The sequence below is a fragment of the Ilumatobacteraceae bacterium genome (genome assembly GCA_033344875.1).
Lineage (GTDB): Bacteria > Actinomycetota > Acidimicrobiia > Acidimicrobiales > Ilumatobacteraceae > Ilumatobacter.
The window spans coordinates 2,846,239-2,865,431 of record JAWPMO010000001.1 but is presented as its reverse complement, the minus strand read 5'-3'; the positions used below and the strand labels follow the sequence as shown (position 1 = coordinate 2,865,431).

General features: G+C 69.1%; 14 protein-coding genes. 3 read left to right on the top strand and 11 right to left on the bottom strand.

Annotated elements, in window-relative coordinates; genetic code table 11:
* Positions 1–31: 31 nt before the first annotated feature.
* The gene (locus tag R8G01_13525; protein MDW3215018.1) at positions 32–1,252 is read right to left on the bottom strand and encodes an amidohydrolase family protein; all 1,221 of its coding nucleotides are present in this window, start codon (positions 1,250–1,252) and stop codon (positions 32–34) included.
* 47 nt (positions 1,253–1,299) lie between these two features.
* Entirely contained in the window at positions 1,300–2,235 is a 936-nt protein-coding gene (locus tag R8G01_13520) for a DMT family transporter (protein MDW3215017.1), read from the bottom strand.
* A 169-nt stretch (positions 2,236–2,404) separates the two neighbouring features.
* Between R8G01_13520 and R8G01_13515 the strand changes: the two genes are divergently transcribed.
* Entirely contained in the window at positions 2,405–6,658 is a 4,254-nt protein-coding gene (locus R8G01_13515; protein ID MDW3215016.1) for a lamin tail domain-containing protein, read from the top strand.
* A gap of 148 nt (positions 6,659–6,806) precedes the next feature.
* Here R8G01_13515 and R8G01_13510 read toward each other — a convergent pair whose 3' ends face one another.
* Positions 6,807–7,319 carry a cupin domain-containing protein gene (locus tag R8G01_13510; protein MDW3215015.1) on the bottom strand — a complete coding sequence of 171 codons (513 nt, stop codon included), beginning with the start codon at positions 7,317–7,319 and terminating at the stop codon, positions 6,807–6,809.
* Positions 7,320–7,439: 120 nt separating this feature from the next.
* Between R8G01_13510 and R8G01_13505 the strand changes: the two genes are divergently transcribed.
* The gene (locus tag R8G01_13505) at positions 7,440–8,072 is read left to right on the top strand and encodes a helix-turn-helix domain-containing protein (protein ID MDW3215014.1); all 633 of its coding nucleotides are present in this window, start codon (positions 7,440–7,442) and stop codon (positions 8,070–8,072) included.
* A gap of 54 nt (positions 8,073–8,126) precedes the next feature.
* On the opposite strand, the gene R8G01_13500 is transcribed toward R8G01_13505, so the two are convergent.
* The 7 genes from R8G01_13500 to R8G01_13470 all read right to left on the bottom strand — a co-directional run bounded on the left by R8G01_13500 (position 8,127) and on the right by R8G01_13470 (position 16,345).
* The gene (locus tag R8G01_13500; protein MDW3215013.1) at positions 8,127–9,524 is read right to left on the bottom strand and encodes an FAD-containing oxidoreductase; all 1,398 of its coding nucleotides are present in this window, start codon (positions 9,522–9,524) and stop codon (positions 8,127–8,129) included.
* Between the two features lie 178 nt (positions 9,525–9,702).
* Positions 9,703–10,758: a zinc-binding dehydrogenase gene (locus R8G01_13495; GenBank protein ID MDW3215012.1), complete on the bottom strand. Its 1,056-nt coding sequence runs from the start codon at positions 10,756–10,758 to the stop codon at positions 9,703–9,705.
* A 40-nt stretch (positions 10,759–10,798) separates the two neighbouring features.
* A complete protein-coding gene (locus R8G01_13490) occupies positions 10,799–11,095 on the bottom strand; it encodes a hypothetical protein (GenBank protein ID MDW3215011.1) in 297 nt (98 codons plus the stop codon).
* Positions 11,096–11,175: 80 nt separating this feature from the next.
* On the bottom strand, positions 11,176–12,183 hold the full coding sequence (locus tag R8G01_13485) for a GerMN domain-containing protein (protein MDW3215010.1): 1,008 nt from the start codon (positions 12,181–12,183) through the stop codon (positions 11,176–11,178).
* Between the two features lie 74 nt (positions 12,184–12,257).
* Positions 12,258–14,021 (bottom strand): discoidin domain-containing protein, encoded by a 1,764-nt coding sequence (locus tag R8G01_13480; protein MDW3215009.1) that lies wholly within the window; start codon positions 14,019–14,021, stop codon positions 12,258–12,260.
* 347 nt (positions 14,022–14,368) lie between these two features.
* Complete coding sequence (locus tag R8G01_13475) at positions 14,369–14,797, bottom strand: MmcQ/YjbR family DNA-binding protein (GenBank protein MDW3215008.1); 429 nt, start codon at positions 14,795–14,797, stop codon at positions 14,369–14,371.
* Between the two features lie 327 nt (positions 14,798–15,124).
* Positions 15,125–16,345, bottom strand: coding sequence for an HNH endonuclease signature motif containing protein (locus R8G01_13470; protein ID MDW3215007.1), 1,221 nt, complete (start codon positions 16,343–16,345; stop codon positions 15,125–15,127).
* 266 nt (positions 16,346–16,611) lie between these two features.
* On the opposite strand from R8G01_13470, the gene R8G01_13465 reads away from it, so the two are divergent.
* On the top strand, positions 16,612–17,760 hold the full coding sequence (locus R8G01_13465) for an endonuclease/exonuclease/phosphatase family protein (GenBank protein ID MDW3215006.1): 1,149 nt from the start codon (positions 16,612–16,614) through the stop codon (positions 17,758–17,760).
* Positions 17,761–17,805: 45 nt separating this feature from the next.
* Here the strand turns inward: R8G01_13465 and R8G01_13460 are convergent, their stop codons facing one another.
* On the bottom strand, positions 17,806–19,092 hold the full coding sequence (locus R8G01_13460) for a sialidase family protein (protein ID MDW3215005.1): 1,287 nt from the start codon (positions 19,090–19,092) through the stop codon (positions 17,806–17,808).
* Between the last annotated feature and the right edge of the window lie 101 nt (positions 19,093–19,193).

Below are 19,193 nucleotides of genomic sequence, written 5' to 3'. Positions count from 1 at the left end.
CCTGCCTGCCGGGGTCGACGGGTTCGAAGCGTCAGATGAGCGCGCTGACGGCCGACCCCATCAGGTCGACGAAGTTGTCGGCGTAGAAGCGGTCTCGGATCTCGTCGGAGCGATCGCCGAGGCTGCGCTCGAACCGTTCGAACGGGCGCCGGCCACCCTCGACGTGCGGATAGTCGGTGTTGAACAGCAAGATGTTCGGGCCGACCTGATCGGTCACCCACCCCACGTCTTCGGTCGGATACGGCGTCACCCGCACTTGCCGCTCCACGAACTCGCCTGGCTTCATCGACAGCTGCCGCAGTCGTTCCTCGTGACGACCGAACGCATCCATCGCCGACTCCATCTGCTTGAGCCAGCTCGGCAACCAGATGCAGCCCTGCTCGATGACGCCGATGCGCAGGTTCGGGTGCCGGTCGAGCACACCGTCGAAGATCATCGTGGCGAGCGTCTGCATCGGCGGGAACGGGATCGCCATGTAGTCGACCGAGCGGAAGTTCTCGGCGCCACCGTGGAAATCGGGCGGGATCGGCAGTCCGTTGTGGAAGTAGTTCGGGTCGATCAGGTCGCCGGTGCCGCCGACGTGGAAGACGACCGGGATGCCGGCTTCCTCGGCCTGCCGCCAGACCCGGTCGAGCTCGCGGTGCGATGGCGAGTGCCCGGCCGGGCAGCCGGAGGCGACCAGGAGCGCCGCCGCACCCATCTCGATCGCCTCGGTCGCCATCGCGTCGGAGCGGTCGAAGTCGGCGAGCGGGACGTAGCAGGTGGCGAGCAGTCGGTCGTCGACCGAACAGAACTCGGTCATGCCCCGGTTGTGGGCGCGGGCGGTGCCGTAGGCGAGGTCCAGGTCGACCGGGCCGCCGTCGCCGTGCTCCCACTGGTAGAGCCGGCTGTTGTGGAACGTGTTGAACAGCAGCTGGCTGTCGACGCCGATGAAGTCGAGCACGCGAGGTCGATCCTCGGCGAGGAAGGCGCCGGTCGCGGCGAAGTTCTTCCGCTGCATCACGTCGGTCTCCTCGGTGGCGAGGAACTCGTCGCTGTGATGACGCTCGGTCAGCCGGGCGAAGATGTCGTCGAGTTCGGCCGGGTCGGGTGCCTCGCCGGCCGGTGCCTCGCCGGTCTGCACCAGTTCGTTCGCGTAGGTCGGGATCTCGATGCGGTCCCGGATGTCGGGGTCGGCGTGGTCGCGCAGCCAGGTCGGCGGTTCCATGATGTGGGCGTCGGCATCGTGCACTCGACGTTCGATGTAGGCCATGCGCGAGTCTCGCGCCGCTCGTCGCCCGATCGGGAGCCGTGCGTCCGTCAGACCGCCGGCGTGGTGGCGAGCTGGTCGTCGTCGGGGTCGCGCGCTGACGCCCGTGTCAGGAGCCAGGCAACCGTGGTGAGCACGATCAGACCGCCCACCAACGTGGAGTTGCGCGGTCGTTCACCGGGCCAGATCCACACCCACAGCGGGGCGAGCACGATCTCGGTCATCAGGAGGAGCGACACGCGGGCCGACGCCACGGAGCGATGACCGAGGTTGAACAGCGGGAGGCCGACCCCCAGCGCGAAGCCGCCGGTGATGCTGGCCAGCACGGCGTCGTGCCAGGTGACGCCGAGCCCGCCGTCGAACAAGGCCATCGCTCCCGAACCGACGGCGAGCATGACGCCCGAGATCAGGGCGGGGATCACCGGGTCGACGTGGCCGGCCGATCGAAGTGCGACGTTGTACGACCCGATCAGGATCGGCATCGTCGCCGCGAACAGCACGCCGACGCCCGATCCGGCCTCGAGTCCGGAGCCGACCATGATCGCGATGCCGACCCCGGACATGCCGATCGCGACGACCGTCGCCCGGTCGACCCGTTCGCGCAGCGCGAGCCACCCGATGAGCGCGGCGAAGAGCGGCGCAGTCGCGAGGAGGAACAGCGTGGTGGCGGCCGACGTGCGGCTCAGCGCCAGGATGTAGAACATCGACGTGAGCGCCAGCAGCAGCGCGGCGAGCACGACGCGGGCGTTGGTCTCGCGGAACGGGACCGGTCGGTGGCGGCTCCTGGCCACGGTGAGCAGGACCATCGCGGCGGTGGTCGACAGGCCCCGGTAGGCGAGGAACTGCCAGTCGGTCGCGCTGTCGACCGCACGGTAGGCGATCGCCGTGAAGCTGAAGACCACGCCGGCGGTGGCGACGAGGATCGCTCCCTGGCGTTCGGTGAGTTCTTCCTCGCCGACGAACGCGCGGGCGACCGATCGGAGCACAGCGGCACACTACGGCGACCGAACGTCGTGCTCGCTGTCGGATTCGACGCCGAGCAGAATCGGACGGTGCCGGCAGATCCGGGGTTCGTCCCGATCGTGCAGACACTGTTCAGTCGACGTTCATCCGTCGGACGGTCTCCGGTCAGAACGACCCGTCAGCCTGTCGACCATGAGGTCACTCCACCGTTGTTTCATCGGGCTCGCCGCCGCGTCGCTCGTGCTCGTGCCGTCCGTGGTGTCGGCAGGGCTCGGTCACCAGCCCGACCGTCGCGGGCCCCGTGACACGTCCACGTTCGCGCTGATCGGCGACATCCCGTACGGCGATGCGCAGATCCTCAACTTCCCGAACGTGGTCGACCAGATCAACGCCGACACCGACGTCGAATGGGTCGGCCATGTCGGCGACATCAAGTCGGGAAGCAGCGAATGCACCGACGAGTACTTCGCCGACGTGCGCGAACAGTTCGACCGCTTCGTCGAGCCGCTGGTGTACAGCCCGGGCGACAACGAGTGGACCGACTGCCACCGCGCCAACAACGGCAGCTACGACCCGTACGAGCGGCTCGACGCGATCCGCGACACGTTCTTCCCGCGGAAGAACCGGACCCTCGGACAGACCGCGATGCGGGTGACGTCGCAGTGGTTGTGGGGACTGCCCGAGAACGTCCGCTTCCGCGACGGCGATGCAGCCTTCGCCGCCGTGCACGTGGTCGGGAGCAACAACGGCCTCGCCCCCTGGACCGGCATGGAAGCTCCGAACTGGCAGCAGCGGCTGGAGGTGGCGTGGCGCACCCACGCGAGCATCCGACTGATCGAGCAGACCTTCGCGGACGCGCGCCGTCGACGTTCGTCGCTCGTCGTCGTCATGATGCAAGCCGACATGTTCGACCCGGGCTCGACCGATCCGTCGTTCGACGAGCTGTACGGATTCCGCCCGATCGTGCGCACCATCCGGAACCTCGCGGCGCGCTTCGACGGTGAGGTGCTCCTGCTCGACGGCGACAGCCACACCTTCCACGAGGATCAACCGCTCGCCGCAGGGTCGCGGTGGCTCGACGTGTACGGCGTGAAGTCGGTCGACAACCTCACCCGCATCACCGTCGAGGGGTCGACCGCGGTCGACGAGTGGATGAAGTTCACGGTCGTCGACGGCGAGTGGTCGTACGACCGGGTGCCGTACGAACTGACCGCCTTCACCGGCGTGAAGATCAACGAGGTCGAGTCGCAGGGCGGCGATCCCGGCGACTGGGTCGAGCTCGTCAACCTGGCGCCGACGGCGTCGGACGTGTCGGGCTTCGTGATCAAGGACGACGACGACACCCACAACTACGCCCTCCCGGCCGGGACCGTGATCCCCGCCGGCGGGTACCTCGCGATCGACAGCGACGAGCTGACCGGGTTCGACTTCGGGCTCGGCGGCAGCGACACGGTGCGGCTGTACGCGCCGAACGGCACGACGCTGTTGGACGCCACCACCTGGGCCGGTCACGCCGCCTCCACGTGGGGTCGATGCGCCGACGGCACCGGCACGTTCCAGGTGACGACGTCGAGCACGAAGGGCGCCGCGAACGACTGCACCGCGCTGATCGGCTTCAACGAAGTCGAGTCGTCGGGCGGCGAGCCCGGCGACTGGGTCGAGCTGTACAACCCGGGCCCGAGCGTGTCGGACGTGTCGGGCTGGACCTTCTCGGACGACGACGACGCCCACACCCACACGATCCCGGCCGGGACCGTGGTCGCCGCCGGCGAGTACCTGGTGCTCGACAGCGACGAGCTGACCGGGTTCGACTTCGGGCTCGGCGGCGCGGACTCGGTGCGCCTGTTCGACACCGCGGGCACGCTCGTCGACTCGTACAGCTGGACCTTGCACGCTGCGGTCACCTACGGCCGCTGCCCGAACTGGGTCGGCGACTTCGCCGAGACCTACGAGCCGACCAAGGGAGCCGCCAACGTGTGCGGCGAGCCGGTCACGACCGTGAAGATCAACGAGACCGAATCCAGTGGCGGCGACCCCGGCGACTGGATCGAGCTGATCAACATCGGCAGCGACGACGTCGATCTGGGCGGCTGGCAGTTCCGTGACGACGACGACACGCACACCTACGACTTCCCGCTCGGCACCGTCATCCCCGCCGGCGGCTACGTCGTCATCGACGAGGGCACCGACTTCGACTTCGGGTTCGGTTCGACCGACACCGCCCGGTTGTTCAGTCCGGACGGCACGTTGGTCGACTCGTTCACGCAGCCCGCACACGCCGCGGTGACCTGGGGTCGCTGCCCGGACGGCACCGGCGAGTTCGCCGACACCGGCTCGCCCACGAAGGGCGCGGCCAACGATTGCGAGGCTCCGGCGGTCGACACCGTTCGAGTCAACGAGGTCGAGTCGAACGGTGACTCGACCGACTGGGTCGAGCTGATCAACATCGGTGACGGGCCGGTGGACGTCTCCGGTTGGACGATCCTCGACAACGACGACACGCACACCCCGTACGAGATCCCGGCCGGGACGACGATCTACGCCGGTGGCTACCTGGTGGTGGACGATGCGCCGGGTGGCCTGACGTTCGGTCTCGGCGGCGGCGACAGCGTGCGCCTGTTCCGTGGCGACGGCACCCTCGCCGACTCGTACACCTGGACCGAGCACGCGACCACGACCTATGGCCGGTGCCCCGACGGCACCGGCGAGTTCGGCGCGACGACCGCCGCCACGAGGGGCGCGGCGAACGACTGCCCGCTGCCGACGCTGGTGTTCAACGAGGTCGAGTCGAACGGCGATGCGACCGACTGGTTCGAGCTGCTCAACACGAGTGCCGGTCCGATCGATCTGTCGGGCTACTCGTTCCTCGACAACGACGACTCCAAGACGCCGTTCGTGTTCCCGGCCGGCACGGTGCTGGCGCCGGGTGCCTACCTCGCGGTCGACAATGACGGTGCGCCGACCGGGTTCGACTTCGGTCTCGGCGGTGCCGACAGCGTGCGCCTGTTCGACACGACCGGCGCCCTGGTCACGTCGCACACGTGGACCGAGCACGCCACCTCCACCTACGGCCGATGCCCAGACGGCATCGGCGAGTTCACGACCACGCTCGTCGGGACGAAGGGCGGTCCGAACGCCTGCGGCTCGCCGATCGTCGTCAACGAGGTCGAGTCGAACGGTGACGTGACCGACTGGGTCGAGCTGTACAACCCGACCGGTGCCACGGCCTCCGTCGCCGGGTTCACGATCAGCGACGACGACGACACGCACGTGTTCGTCATCCCCTCTGGCACGACCATCGATCCACTCGGCCACCTCGTCATCGACACGCTCGACTTCGGGCTCGGTGGCGCCGACAGCGTGCGCCTGTTCGATGTCGCCGGCGATCTCGTCGACTCGTACACGTGGACATCGCATGCGGCGACGACGTACGGCCGGTGCCCCGACGGTTCCGGCGAGTTCGAGACGACGCTCGAGCCGACGAAGGGTGGGCAGAACCGGTGCGCCGGGGTCACGTTCTTCGGACCATGGCCCGGCAGCTCGGACGTGAACGTGGCCGACGATGCGACCACGTTCTCGGGCGACATGAGCGGCCTGGCGTACGAAGCGTCGGGCACGTCGGCACCCGGTGTGGTGTGGGCGGTCGAGAACGGCAACGGTCTGCTGTACCGCATGGTCCGGACCGGCTCGACGTGGACGCCCGACACGGGGTGGGAGACCGGCAAGGTGCTCTCGTATCCGGGCGGCACCGGCACGGTCGACGCCGAGGGCGTGACGCTCGCGGCCGGCGACGGCGGCGCGGTGTACGTCGGCGCCGAGCGCGACAACACGGCGAGCAGCACCAGCCGCAACAGCGTCCTGCTGTTCGACACGACCGGCGTCGGCGGCACGATCGCCGCCACGACCGAATGGGATCTCACGGCCGATCTTCCGGTGACGGGTGCGAACGCCGGGATCGAGGCGATGGCCTGGGTGCCCGACACGTTCCTGGTCGCCAACGGTTTCGTCGACGAGACGACCGGGCTCGCCTACGTGCCGGCCGATCACCCCGGCCACGGCGACGGCCTGTTCTTCGTGGGCCTCGAGGCGACCGGCGGTGTGTACGCCTACGCCTTGAACGACGACGGCACCTTCGCCCGGATCGCGACGATCGACAGCGGTTTCCCGTCGGTGATGGCGCTCGAGTTCGACAGCGAGCTCGGAGACCTGTGGGCGGTCTGCGACGACGGGTGCCAGGGCCGCTCGTCGATCCTGCGGATCGACGGTGGGGCGTTCACGGTGGCCGAGAGCTTCGAGCGCCCGACCGCGATGCCCAACATCAACAACGAAGGCTTCACGATCACCCCGCTAGTCGAATGCGTCGCCGGTGCCCGTCCGGTCCTGTGGACCGACGACAGCGACACCGACGGTCACTCGTTCCGTGAGGGCACCATCGCCTGCCCCTGACGGGGCAGCAAGATCGCGGCGTCGGTCTCACCCACCCACGCCGCGAACACCACCACCTCGGACGTCGGGTCGCCTCCTCCCCCTCGGCGGCCCGGCGATTCGAGGTGGCGCCGTGTTCTCCAGCAAACGGAGGGGGAACGGGCGGCGTTCAGGCGCCGGTCGGTGCGCCGACGGGCGGGCCGAGGATCTCGCAGCCGTAGTCGGCGCCGACCCGGACGAGGTTCTCGATGTCGGGTGCCTGCGGATCGGGGAGCCGGCGTTCGGTGGTCGGCTGTCCGGCCTCGATGTGGAACCGCTCGAATCCGCCGGGGGTGTTGATCTCGAGGAGTCGGGTGCCTTCGGCATCGACGCGGAACGCGTGCGGGACCTGGCGAGGCAGGAAGACGGTGTCGCCCTCGGACAGTTGCAGCTCGGTGGTGTCGCCGAGGTCACCGTTCGGATCGAGCCAAGCGGTGATGCTGCCGGCGAGCACGTACAGCGTCTGGTCCTCCCGCTCGTGGACGTGGACCGGTGTGCCGTATCCGTTGGCGTGGAACTGCTCGCAGAGCGAGATCCGGCCCTCGGTCTCGGTCGCCGGCAGCTTGACGTCCATCAGCATGCCGTCGAACCAGTGGAGGTCCGTAGCGTTGCCGGGGTCGATGGTCGTGGGGTCGATGCTCATGATGTGCCTCCTGCGGCGTGACACCGCTGTTTCGTTATGAGATACTTGTATCACGATGAACACCGACTCGCAAGACACTTGTCTCACGAACGCAGCCTCACGGCGGGTCGAGCGCCGAGCATGACCGTTCGCACCAACCAACGCGCCCGCACCCGACAAGCGGTGATCGACGCAGCTGCCGCCCTGCTGGACGACGGCCGCGCCTCACCGACGATGGAGGAGATCGCCGAACACGCGAAGGTGTCGCGAGCGACGATGTACCGCTACTTCGACTCGGCGCCCGACGTGATCTGGCAGGTCGTCGCCGACCGGCTGATCGAACCGGCCGAGGAGACCTTCGCCGACGTCGGCGACGACATCGTCGAACGGGTCGGGGTCGCGGAGCGCGTCATCAACGACCATCTGTTCGGCGACCCGGACGGGACCCGAGCCTTCGAGCGTGCGGCGATCGACCGCCGGCTCACCGGCGCTGCCCTGCCCGACGACCGCACGGCCCGCCGTCTCGTGTACATCGATGCCGCGCTGGCGCCGTTGCACGATCGCCTCGACGCCGAGGAGATCGAACGGCTTCGCTACGCGCTCGCGCTCACGATGGGGTCGCAGGTCGTACCGGCGCTGTTGGACACCTGCGGTCTCGACGTGGAACAGGCACGTGAGATCACCTTGTTCGCCGCCGAGGCGGTCGTCGCCGAAACGCTGCGACGGGCGGGCCTCGATCGCGACGGCGACGTCACCGAGGCTGCGCGGCGCTGAACGGAGCGAACGCGGGTCGCTCCGTTCGCGGTCGTTCCGTTCGCGGTCGTTTCGTCACTCGAGTGGGTGGAGGTCCTGGAGGGTGGTCGGCACCAGTTCGGCGACGGTCGGGTGGATGTGCACCGCTCGGCTGATCGTGGTGTACGGCGCCTTGGCGTACATGACGTCGGCGATCAGGTGGATCACCTCGTCGCCGCTGAGTCCGAAGATCGCCCCGCCGAGCAACTCGTCGGTGTCGGCGTCGACGAGGAACTTCATGAAGCCGGCCGTCTGGCCCATCTCGACCGCACGACTGACCCGCGACATCGGTCGGGTGGCGACGAGCACGTTGCGGCCGCTGTCGCGGGCCTGCGCTTCGGTCATGCCGACGCGGCCGAGCGGCGGGTCGGTGAACAGGCCGTAGCAGACGATGCGGTCGGTGACGCGGCGGGGATCGTCGTCGAACAGGTTGGCGACGACGATCTCGTGGTCGTTGTAGGAGGTGTGCGTGAATGCACCGTGGCCGTTGCAGTCGCCGAGCGCCCAGATGCCGTCGACGCCGGTGCGGAGTTGGTCGTCGACGTCGATGTAGCCGGCGTCATCGGTGGTGACGCCGACGGTGTCGAGGCCGAGATCGTCGGTGTTCGGGACCCGCCCGACGGCGAGCAGCAGGTGGGAGCCGACGAGCTGAGGCGGTCCGTCGGTGCAGTCGACGTCGACGCGGATGCGTGCGCTGCGGTCGGCGGGGTCGTCGGCGGGTGAGAAGCCGATGCACTCGGCGTTCAGCCGGAACTCGACCCCTTCGTCCTCGAGCATCTGCCGGATCGCATCGGAAACGTCGGGGTCGTCGCGTGAGATCAGGCGCGGGCCCTGCTCGATCACGGTGACGCGAGCTCCGAGCCGGCGGTGGATCTGGGCGAATTCGAGGCCGATGTAGCTGCCACCGATGATGACCAGGTGGTCGGGGACCTCGACGAGTTCGAGGATGCTCGTGCTGGTGAGGAACTCGATGTCGTCGATGCCCGGCAGGTCGGGGATGCGCGGTCGGGCGCCGACGTTGACGAACACGCGGTCGGTCTCGAGCACACGGTCGCCGACGACGACCCGGTTCGGGCCGTCGAACCGGGCATGGCCGCGGATCAGGTCGATCGATTCGTTCTCCTCGAACATCTTGGCGAGGCCGTCGTTCGACTTCTGGGCGATCGCCCTGATGCGGGCCGTGACCCGCGGCATGTCGACGATCGGCCCGTGCTCGATGCGGAACCCGAACTGGTCACCCTGGCGTGCGGCATGGATCGCCTTGGCGCTGCCGACGAGCGCCTTGGTCGGCGTGCAGCCGGCGTTGACGCAGGTGCCGCCGAGCAGGTGTCGCTCGACGACGGCGACGCGCCACCCCTCCTGGGTGGCGCGGGCGGCCAACCCTGGGCCGGCCTGTCCCGTTCCGATCACCACGGCGTCATATCGCTCGGACATGTGTGCATCCTCTCATCGGTGTCGCGCCGCGTCGACCTCGCGTCGACCTCGGGTCGACCTCGGGACGACCTCGGGTCGACATCGGTCGCAGCGCGTGGCCCGGCCGAACGGGCTCCCGGCGGAGACTCGCCCGACCGGGTGGTGCGGGGTTCGCCTTGGTGTGCGTCGGGCGGTCCGATCAGGGTTCGAGGACGAGTTTGCCGACGAAGTCGCCAGTGGTGAAGCGGGCTTGTGCGGCGTGGATGTCGGCCAGGGGGTAGGTGGCGGCGACCAGCGGCGCGACGGCACCGACGAGCGCGAGCCTGGCCAGCTGCGCAAAATCCGCCGGGGTGTGCATCGTCGAGCCGATCAGGGTGCGCTGGTGGAGATAGAGCCGACGGATGTCGAACGGCACCACCGGTCCGGCGATCGCTCCGGCGGTCACGATGCGACCGCCGTCGCGGACCCGATCGATGATCAGGCCGAACTCGTCGCCGCCGACCACGTCGACGACGGCATCGACGGGCCGTAGCCGCGAGATGTCGTCGACACCGCGGACCGACACCTCCGCGACGCCGAGCTCGGCGACCTGGTCGCGACGCGCCTCGCTCGTGCGGGCGATCACCTCGCAGCCGCGGGCGAGGAGGAGTTGGAGCGACGCCATGCCGACGCCGCCCGACGCTCCGGTGACGAGCACCCGCTCGCCGGCGGCGCAGTCAGCCCGGTTCAACATGCCGAGCGAGGTGCCGTACGCAGTCGGGAGGCAGGACAACTGGGCGTCGGTCAACGGCGACTTGGTGACGTCGTGCAGCCGACGCTCGTCGCCGACGTAGAACTGGGCGAACCCGCCGTCGACCTCACTGCCGACGATGTGGCTGGGATAGTCGCCGTCGTACTCGGCGGCGGGGTCGACGATGACCCGCTTGCCGATCCAGGCGGGGTCGACGTCGGGCCCGACCTCGACGACCTCGCCGGCGATGTCGATGCCCTGAATCAGCGGGAAGTCGAGCGGTACGCCCTTCCATCCCACGACGGCTTCGGGATCATCGGTGGTGCCGTACGCGCCCTCCCGTGACCAGATGTCGGTGTTGTTGACCGCGGCAGCCGTGACCCGGACCGATGCCTGGCCGCGCCCGGGGCGAGGGCGTGGCCAATCGTGGCGAACCTCGATCCGGTCGGGCCCGCCGTGGCCGACCGTGACCGCCGCTGTCATGGTCGGCCTCGTGGTCGTGGTCGCGGTCGGGGTCGTGGTCACGGTCACCACGATGGCAGACACGTCGCCGGGTCACCGGTGGCTACGTGAGTGTCGTGACGATCGAGATCGTCTGCCACGCGATCACGCCGGCACCGAGCAACCGGCGCCACGGGTTGACGCCCCGGACGATTTCATCGGCGCCCCAGATGAGCCAGAGACCTCGGATCATCCAGCCGACGATGTCGTGCACCATCGAGCCCTCGGTCAGTGCCAGACGTGCGAGCCAACCCACGCCGATGCACCAGATCGGCCAGTTGGGGACCTGCGCGATCGTGATGCGTCCGGTCTCCCGGTTCTCGAACCACCAGCGCCACGAACGCCACGAATCCGTCGTCACCTTCCGCAGTCTCGCGCCGCGAACGGGCGTGTGCTGCTCGACGGCTCGAGATCGTCGAGGCGGGGACGTGTCGGCGCCCGTCAGGGAGCGAGGGTGAGCGGCAGGACGGTGTCGACGGCCGGTGGGCACTCGGGGTCCGTGCCACACCCGCCGCCGTCGCGGACGATGAGTTGGATCGGTCCGGACACGTCGTCGAGTCGGACCGTCGTGGTGAAGTCGGCCCAGTTGCCCCAGGCCCCGGCGGTCACCGGTGCGACGGTGTCGATCTGGACGCCGTCGGCCCACACCTCGATCGCGAACTGTCCCTCGAAGACGTCGCCCTCGCCCGTGACGACGAACGGGCTGCGCACCGTGGAGCCGTACGCCGGGGTGTCGAACAGCAGGCCGCCCGTGAAGGTCCGCTGGATCCCGTTGCGGCTCACCGGTTCGTCGAGGACGATGCCCTCGCCGCCGAAGAACGTGACCGGTTCGCCGTCGAGCCAGAACAGCACCTCGTCGACGTTCGGGAACTGGGTCGCGGTGAAGACGATCTGTGCGATGCGAGCGGTCATCGACAGGGAGCCGCCACCGCCCTCGACCGACGACGACAGGTCGACCGTTGCCAGTCCGTCGACGAGATCCACGCCGAGCAGCTCGGTGCCTGCCGGGATCTCCGAGTGCAGTCCATCTGCGACCTCGTCGGCGGTCGGTGCGGTGAGCAGTTCGGTGAGTGCGCCGCGCAGCACGGCCGGGCCGGTGACCTCGCGGTGGGCGATGACGAGTTGTTCGTCGCGGAGGAAGTACACCTTGACGTCGACCTCTGCCGCGACGGTGGTGCTCGGGGCCGGTTCGGACGTGGTCGTCGTCGGTGGTGTCGTGGTCGTGGTCGTGGCCGTGGTCGGCTGCGTCGACGACGTGTCGGCCGTCGAGGTGGTCGTGGTCGTCGGGTCGGTCGTCGTGGTGACCGGGGTGGTCGATGTCGTCACGACGGTCGAGGCCGTCACGACGGTCGGGGCCGTCGAGGTCGGTGACGACGTCGCGTCGTCACCGCTGCACGCCGCCGACGCGGCGACGAGCGCGATCGCCAAGCAGGTTCGAGCGACACGCATGACCAATCTCCTCGACGCCATCATCTCTCCGGTCAGTCGATCTGAACAGGGCCGTTCGGTCCTGCGCGCGCGGTTCAGGGGGCGAACACGGCGACGTCGTGCACGATGACCCAGCCGTCGATCTCGACGGTGTCGATGCGCACGTAGCGCACCGGGCCGATGGCGTCGGCGTCGACTTCGACCGTCAGGATGTCGCCGTCGCGTACATCGCCGGTGGCCTCGCCGACCAGCCGGCCGGGGGCGGGCTCGCCCTCGTTGCGGACGTGGATGAGGTGCGTCTGTCGGCCGCGTGGCGTGACGTCGCCGATGTGGATTTCGACGCGACCGACCAACCGCTCGGATCCGAGGTCGATCTCGACCCACTGTGGTGCGCCGTCGGCCGCGCTCCACCAGGTGCGGATGCTGCCGTCGTTGACCGATCGGGCGCGGTACTCGTCGTTGTTGCCGAGTTCCTCCTGGGATGCGGTGACGGGCCGGTTCAGTGCGAGGTTGGGCGAGGTGTACGGGCCCGGGTCACAGGGGTCGGGCCGGGTGATCGGTGACACCGCGGTCGCGAGTTCGGCGTCGCCTGAGTTGAGGGTGATCACCTCGGGGTCGGTCTGCTCGCCCCACAGCCAGGCGAGCCAGCCGGCGAACCCCCAGTCGCACGATTCGACCTGCCAGTCCACGACGGCGATCGCTGCTTCGTCGACGCTGAGATGCGAGCCGTTGAAGGCGCCGTACTCACCGAGCAGGAGGGGGATGGCGGGTGGCTCGTCGAGACCGTAGGCGGGGCCGATGAGGTCCCAGCGGCCGCCGAGGCCGGGGTAGGCGTGCAGGTCGATGAAGTCGACGGCTCCCTCGCGCATGACGAGTTCGGGTTCGACCCAGCGGTGGTCGGCGGCGACGCGACCGGCGCCCGGTTCGTCGGCGGGGAAGAAGCCCATGGTCACGAGCGCGCCCTCGTCGAGGGAGCGGATCGTGCTGCCGACGTGGTCGATGTACGCGAGCAGGTTGCTCCGAACCATGGTGACGACGGCGGCGTCGTCGGACAGGTCGTACGTGTTGCCGTCGGCGGTGGTCGCGGTGCCGGAGGTGAGCGAGATCGGTGGCACGTCGCGGAGGAAGAACTGCTCGTTGGCGAGCTGCCACCCCATGACGACGTGGAGCGGCGCGCCGCGGGCTTGGAGGCCCTCGATCAGGTCGGTGAAGTACTCGGCCGCGATCGTGTGGCCGTCGGGCGCCAGGTAGAGCGAGTTGCGGTAGCCGCCGAACGGTTCGCAGCAGGGGAGTCGTTCGGAGTAGCCGGGGTCGGGCACGTCGTTGCTGGTGGGGAGGGCGACGATGCCGCGCTCCGCCATCTGGCCGAGCAGGTCGGTGAGGTCGTCGAGGTATTCGGGACGGACGCCGTCGGCGTCGGCGGTGCAGGTCATGCAGAGGTCGAGGAAGAAGCGCACGGTGTTGACGCCGAGGTCCGCCATCTCGTCGAGTTGCTCGGCGACCCACTCGGGGTCGTACCGGCCGAACAGTTGGTCGCCGCCGTTGTTGATCCGGCGCTGCAGGTTGACGCCACGGGGGACGAAGACCTCGCCGGTCCGTCGGTCGATCCACTGGCCGTCTCGCACCGAGATCCAGTGTTCCTGCGGCGGGGGAGGTGCGGTGGTGGGGGGCGTGGTCGTCGGTGTGCTGGTCGGTGTGTTGACGGAGGCGGCGGTCGAGTCGGTCGGCGCGGCGGTCGTCGTCGGTGACGTGGTGGCGTCGGTCGGGTCGTCGTCGCTCGCCGTGTCGGACGAGCCGGCGCAGCTCGCAACGAGAGCCGCCGCCAGCACGACAGCGGCACTTCCACCCCGTCGTGTCATCTCCGCCGTCCTCCCGAATTCGGTGTCGCGAGTGTAGAGGAGTCGCGGAACGTGTCGCCCGACATCGGCGGCGGCCGCGGCGTCAGTGGCCGAGGAGTGTGGGGAGGGTGGGCTGGGCGCTCGTGTCGGGGGCCGACCGGCGTCACGAGCGCGCACTGGTCGTGGCTGGTCCGGTCGAGGTCGGCGGGCTCGTCGGCGACGTACAAGGAGAGCCCGCGCCCACCGTGGTCGGTGAGCAGGCGGGGAGCAAGGGGCCGCCGGCGCCGAGCGTGTCGGGTAGCCGACGACGAGCTCCGGTCGGTGAGGCGCCCAGTGAGCACCACCTGTCGCGGCCGATCCCGGCTCGCTCAGTCCGCGTCGTCGGTGTCGCAATCGCCATCGGGAGGTCGTGGGACGAGGGCGACGAGCTTCTTCGGCGCCATGACGCAGAAACTGTCGGTGATCAGCTCGCGGAGCTCGTCCCAGTCGGTCCGGTCGTCGATGTCGACGCCCAGCGCGTTCCGGCCCCAGCCGAGGAAGCGGAATGGCGGACCGGCACGTCGGAGCGCGTCGAGTTCGTCGCCCTCGGATCGGAAGGTGAGCACGACCCTCCGGTCGGCTCCGGCTTCATCGATCGCCAACACGTGGGCGAACGTCTTCTTCCGAACCCGCCAGCGCACACCGACCCACGCCGGCTCCTCGTATGCATCCGGCAGCTCGGCGCAGATGGCACGCAACCGTTCGATCACGTCGTCGGGTACGTCGTCGACGTAGGCCCGCTCGGCCGACTTCGCCATCACCCAAGGATGCCAGGTCGCCCCCGCGGTTGACTCGCTCAGCCGGTGGCGCAGTTGCACGGTGACCCGCACCGCCGGACCACTCGCAGCGTGCGTGGCCGGCCCCGCGCTGAGGGCGGGGTGCGGCGGTGGCGTGGCGGTGGCGTGGCGCGCCATGGTGCGATGGCGCCGCCCCGACTCGGCCTGCAGCCTGGTGTGGCGCCGCGCCGCAGGATCTTCGGTTGTCAAGGAACGGCCGTTCTCGACCTGCGCGAGACGGCTTGGGGTGGTCGAGCGACACCGAGTTGGGGCCGTTCGGTGAGCTGATGGTCTCGAGCACCGGCGGGCTCACGCCGCCTGCCGGGAGGGCGGGCCGGTGTTGCGGATCGTGCCGTCGGGGAATCGAACGGTGAGCTCGCGGTTGGCCCCGAGTTCGACGATCCATCCGGCATCGTGGATCTTCGAGTGGTGGTGGGTGCACACCGGCAGCAGGTTCAGGAGATCGGTGCGGCCACCATGGCGCCACCACACGACGTGGTGCAGCTTGCAGCGGTCGTATCGAACGGAGCAGCCGGGGATCGCGCACGTGGAGTAGAGCGCTCGCAGCGCACGCCGTTGGGCGTGGTTGGCGAGCCGGGTCGACTGCCCGAGGTCGACCCGGCCCGGTGCGTGGAGCACGACACCGTTGCGGACGACGACCGTGTGCACGGCGCCTTCGCTCATCAGTTCGGCCAGTACGCGGTGCGGCACCTCGACCGGCAACCCCCAATCGACTGCGGGGCCTCCGGCGCCGTCGGGCTGCGAGCTGTCGACCACGACCACGTACTCGGGTCGCCCCGACCCGCCTGTCGTCGCCACGCCCTCGATCAGGCCGGCGAGGGCGAGCGCGCTCAGGTGGCGCTGCTTGTCGATCGGGTCGTCGGGGCAGGTGCTCGGGGTCTGCTCGGCGAACAGCGCGTTGGCCGCTGCGTCGAGCTTGGCGGCGAGCCGAACGCCGGTGACGGGGTCGAATCGGCCGGAGAGGCACCACATGCCCTCGCCGTCGGTCCACGTGCGGACACTCGTGGCCCGCCGCTGACGCTCGAGCCGATCGAGACCGTCGTCGCGTTGGATGTTCTTGACCTCGATCGCCAGGCGGCGGCGCCACTCGGGGATGGTCGCGACCTCGGCCACGTCGAGCAGACCACGATCGAGTCGACCCAGCAGTTCGTCTCGCTGTTCGGCATCGAGCGCCTTGGTCGCCTTGGTCAACTCGTCGACGTGGCCGGCTGTGACGCGGGCATCATCGAGCGCAGCGGCGAGTGATGGCGCCGCGCCGAGGGTGTCGGCACGTGCCGTGTCGTTGATCGCGTCGCGGGTGGTGCCGCGGGTGCAGTCGGCGATGGTCTGCTCGGGGAACGACACCTGGGATGCGAGTTTGGATGTGATCGCCGCTTTGGTGCCGGCCAACCACGACTCGAGTCGGCCGACGTCGCGCATCGCCGACTCGAGGTGCTCGCGACCCGCCGACTCGGCGGCGCGCACGGCAGCGATGTGCTGCACCTGCTCGACGACGGTGGCGAGATCCATGCGGCCATCATGACGGAGGGGTGTGACAGTGTTTCGAACTGGTGTTCGACATTTTCGAGAAGAGGATTGACGGATCCGAGTGGACGAACTCGTGGTCGGGGACCCCGTCGACCCATGACCGCCCGGCACCGGGTCGGCCCCACCCGACTCGCTCCGAGACGAACGGCCAGACGGACGATCGGACCGCCCGTGCCCGCCGTGGATATTCGGCCGAGCGGCCGTCGGGGGTTGGGTACGGTCGCGTCGAGCGACCATCGGGGGTGGCGATGCAGTACTTCCAGCTGAGGTATCGGATCAAGCAGGCCGATCGGACCCGGGTCACCGAGCGCCTGCTCGCGCTTCGCGGATCGTTGGAGCGCATGGTTCCCGGCATGGACGCCGACGATCACCTGTTGCTGGCGACGTGGAACATTCGCGACTTCGCCAAGAAGAACCGGCGAGGGTTCGGGGAGCGTCTCCCGGAGACGCACTTCTACATCGCGGAGGTCATCTCGGCGTTCGACTTCGTCGCGGTGCAGGAGGTGAACGACCTCGACGAGTGGGAACGTGTGATGAGCATCCTCGGCCCCGAGTGGGAGTACCTGGCGACCGAGGTGACCGACACGTCGCTCGGCGGGAACGGTGAGCGGCTGACGTACGTGTGGGACAAGCGCAAGGTGCGCCATCAGAACATCGCCGGCGAGCTCGTTCTGCCCAACCACCTGTTGATCTCACCGGCCGCGTTGGCGGTGCCGACCGATGACGACGACGAGTTGCCGCCGCCTCCGCCGGGGAAGCAGTTCCGGCGTTCGCCGTTCGTCGCCGCGTTCCAGTCGGGCTGGTTCAAGTTCGACATCTGCACGGTGCACATCTACTTCGGCGATGCGTCGGGGTCGAAGCTCGATGAGCGGGTGCAGGAGATCCGACGGGTGGCCGAGTTCTTCGGTGACCGGGCCGACATCTCGATGAAGTCGGAGGGTCGGTCGATGATCCTGCTCGGCGACTTCAACATCGTGAGCCCCGAACACAAGACGATGCAGGCCCTGTTGAGTTCGGGCTTCAGGGTGCCCGAGGCGTTGCGGCGGACGACCAACACCGGCGACGACAAGTTCTACGACCAGATCGCGTTCAAGACGCACGATCGGGTGTTGGAGTTCATCGAGCGGCACGCGGACCAGCCGAACGAACGCAACGCCGGTGTGTTCAAGCCGTTCAACACGGTGTTCAAGACGGGCGACCGCGCCGAGTACGACGCTGCGATGCTGGCATCGTCGAACGGCAAGAAGGCCGACGACCTCGACGACTACTACGGCACGTGGCGGACCTACCAGATCTCGGATCACAACGTGCTGTGGGCGAGGTTGAGCGTCAACCAGAGCGACGACTACCTGAAAGGTCTGCTCGAGGACTCGATCCCCGAACCCCTCGTGGGTTGATGCCGGGGCCGACGTGTGGTGGTGCAGCGGTGCCGTCGGGGCGGGTCAGCGGGGGAGGTCGGCGATGGTGAAGACGGCGAGGTGGCCGCCGTCGCGGTCGGTCCAGGTGACCAGGAGGTGCTCGCCGTGGGCGACGACGGAGGGAGCGCGTCGTGGGCCGCTGTCGTCGGTGTCGGGGAGGAGCACGGTGGGTGGATCGAACGTGATGCCGCCGTCGATCGACCTGCTGTAGGTGATGCCGCCGGCGTCGCCGGATTGGGTTTCCCAGACGATGTGGGTCGTGCCGGCGGTGTCGACGGTGAGCATCGGCCAGCGGTGGATGCCGGCGTCGGTGAGCGCGACGTCGGTGCCGAACGTGGCCCCGCCGTCGCTGCTGCGATCGACCCAGATGGTGGTGCCGTCCTGGTCGGGGTGCCGGGATTGACGGCCGTCCATCCATGCGACGATCAGGGCGTCGTCGACCTGGGCGACGGCCGGCCCGGAGAATGGGCAGCCGTCGAGGAGCCAGTGGTCGTCGGCGACCGGGACCGGATCGGAGAACGTCGCTCCGTCGTCGCCGGTGGTGGTGGCGTAGACGTCGCGGATCACACCGTCGTCGGTTCGTTCGAGGTTGCGGTAGGCCACGACGAGCCGGTTGCCGAGGCGGATGGGGGCAGGGTTGCAGCAGTCGCAGGTGAGGTCGTCGACCCCCTCGATTTCGGCGGGTACGCCGTCGCGCGGTGAGGCGACCGACAACGTCGAGTCCTCCAGCCAGGCGAGCGTCGGGGTGTCGTCGACGAGCGTCATGTGGACGAGGTTCGTCTCGGGGAGGGGCTCGCCGCTGATCCGGAGCGGCGCGGTCGGCGTGTCGCCGACGAGGTCGACGTACTGGACGGTGCCGCCGGTTCCCACGGCGCTCGTGAACGCAGCGTGGACGATGCCATCGGGCCCGATCGAGATCGCCGGGCGCTCGATCTGATGTGCGATCGGCTCCAGCTCACCGCTGATGACGATCGGCGTGCCGAGGGTGAACGAGTCGGGATCCAGCCGCGCAACCTGCACTGCGTCGTGCTCGGTCCACGCCAGGACGGGTGCACCGGTGCCGTTGGTCGCCACGTTGACGGCGACCGCATCATCGATGTCGACGAGGCGGATCGGCGTCGCCGTGCGTCCGACGCCTTCGGCGGTGCCGGTCGTGGCGCTCGTGCCGGCGACGGTGGCGTCGACGGTGGCGTCGCCGACGCTCGTCCCGGCGGTGCTCTCGGTCCGTGTCGTCACGCCGTCGTCCGGATCGTCGGCGCCGCACCCCGCTGCCAACACGAGGCCGACCGCAACGAGAACCCTCGGCCGCATGTCCGAACACTACGCGACGAGAACTGCTCGTTTCGCCTGCCGGATCTGGTCGCGATTCGCCTTCGCGTCGAGCCCAGCATGGTCGAGGTTTGACAAATGCC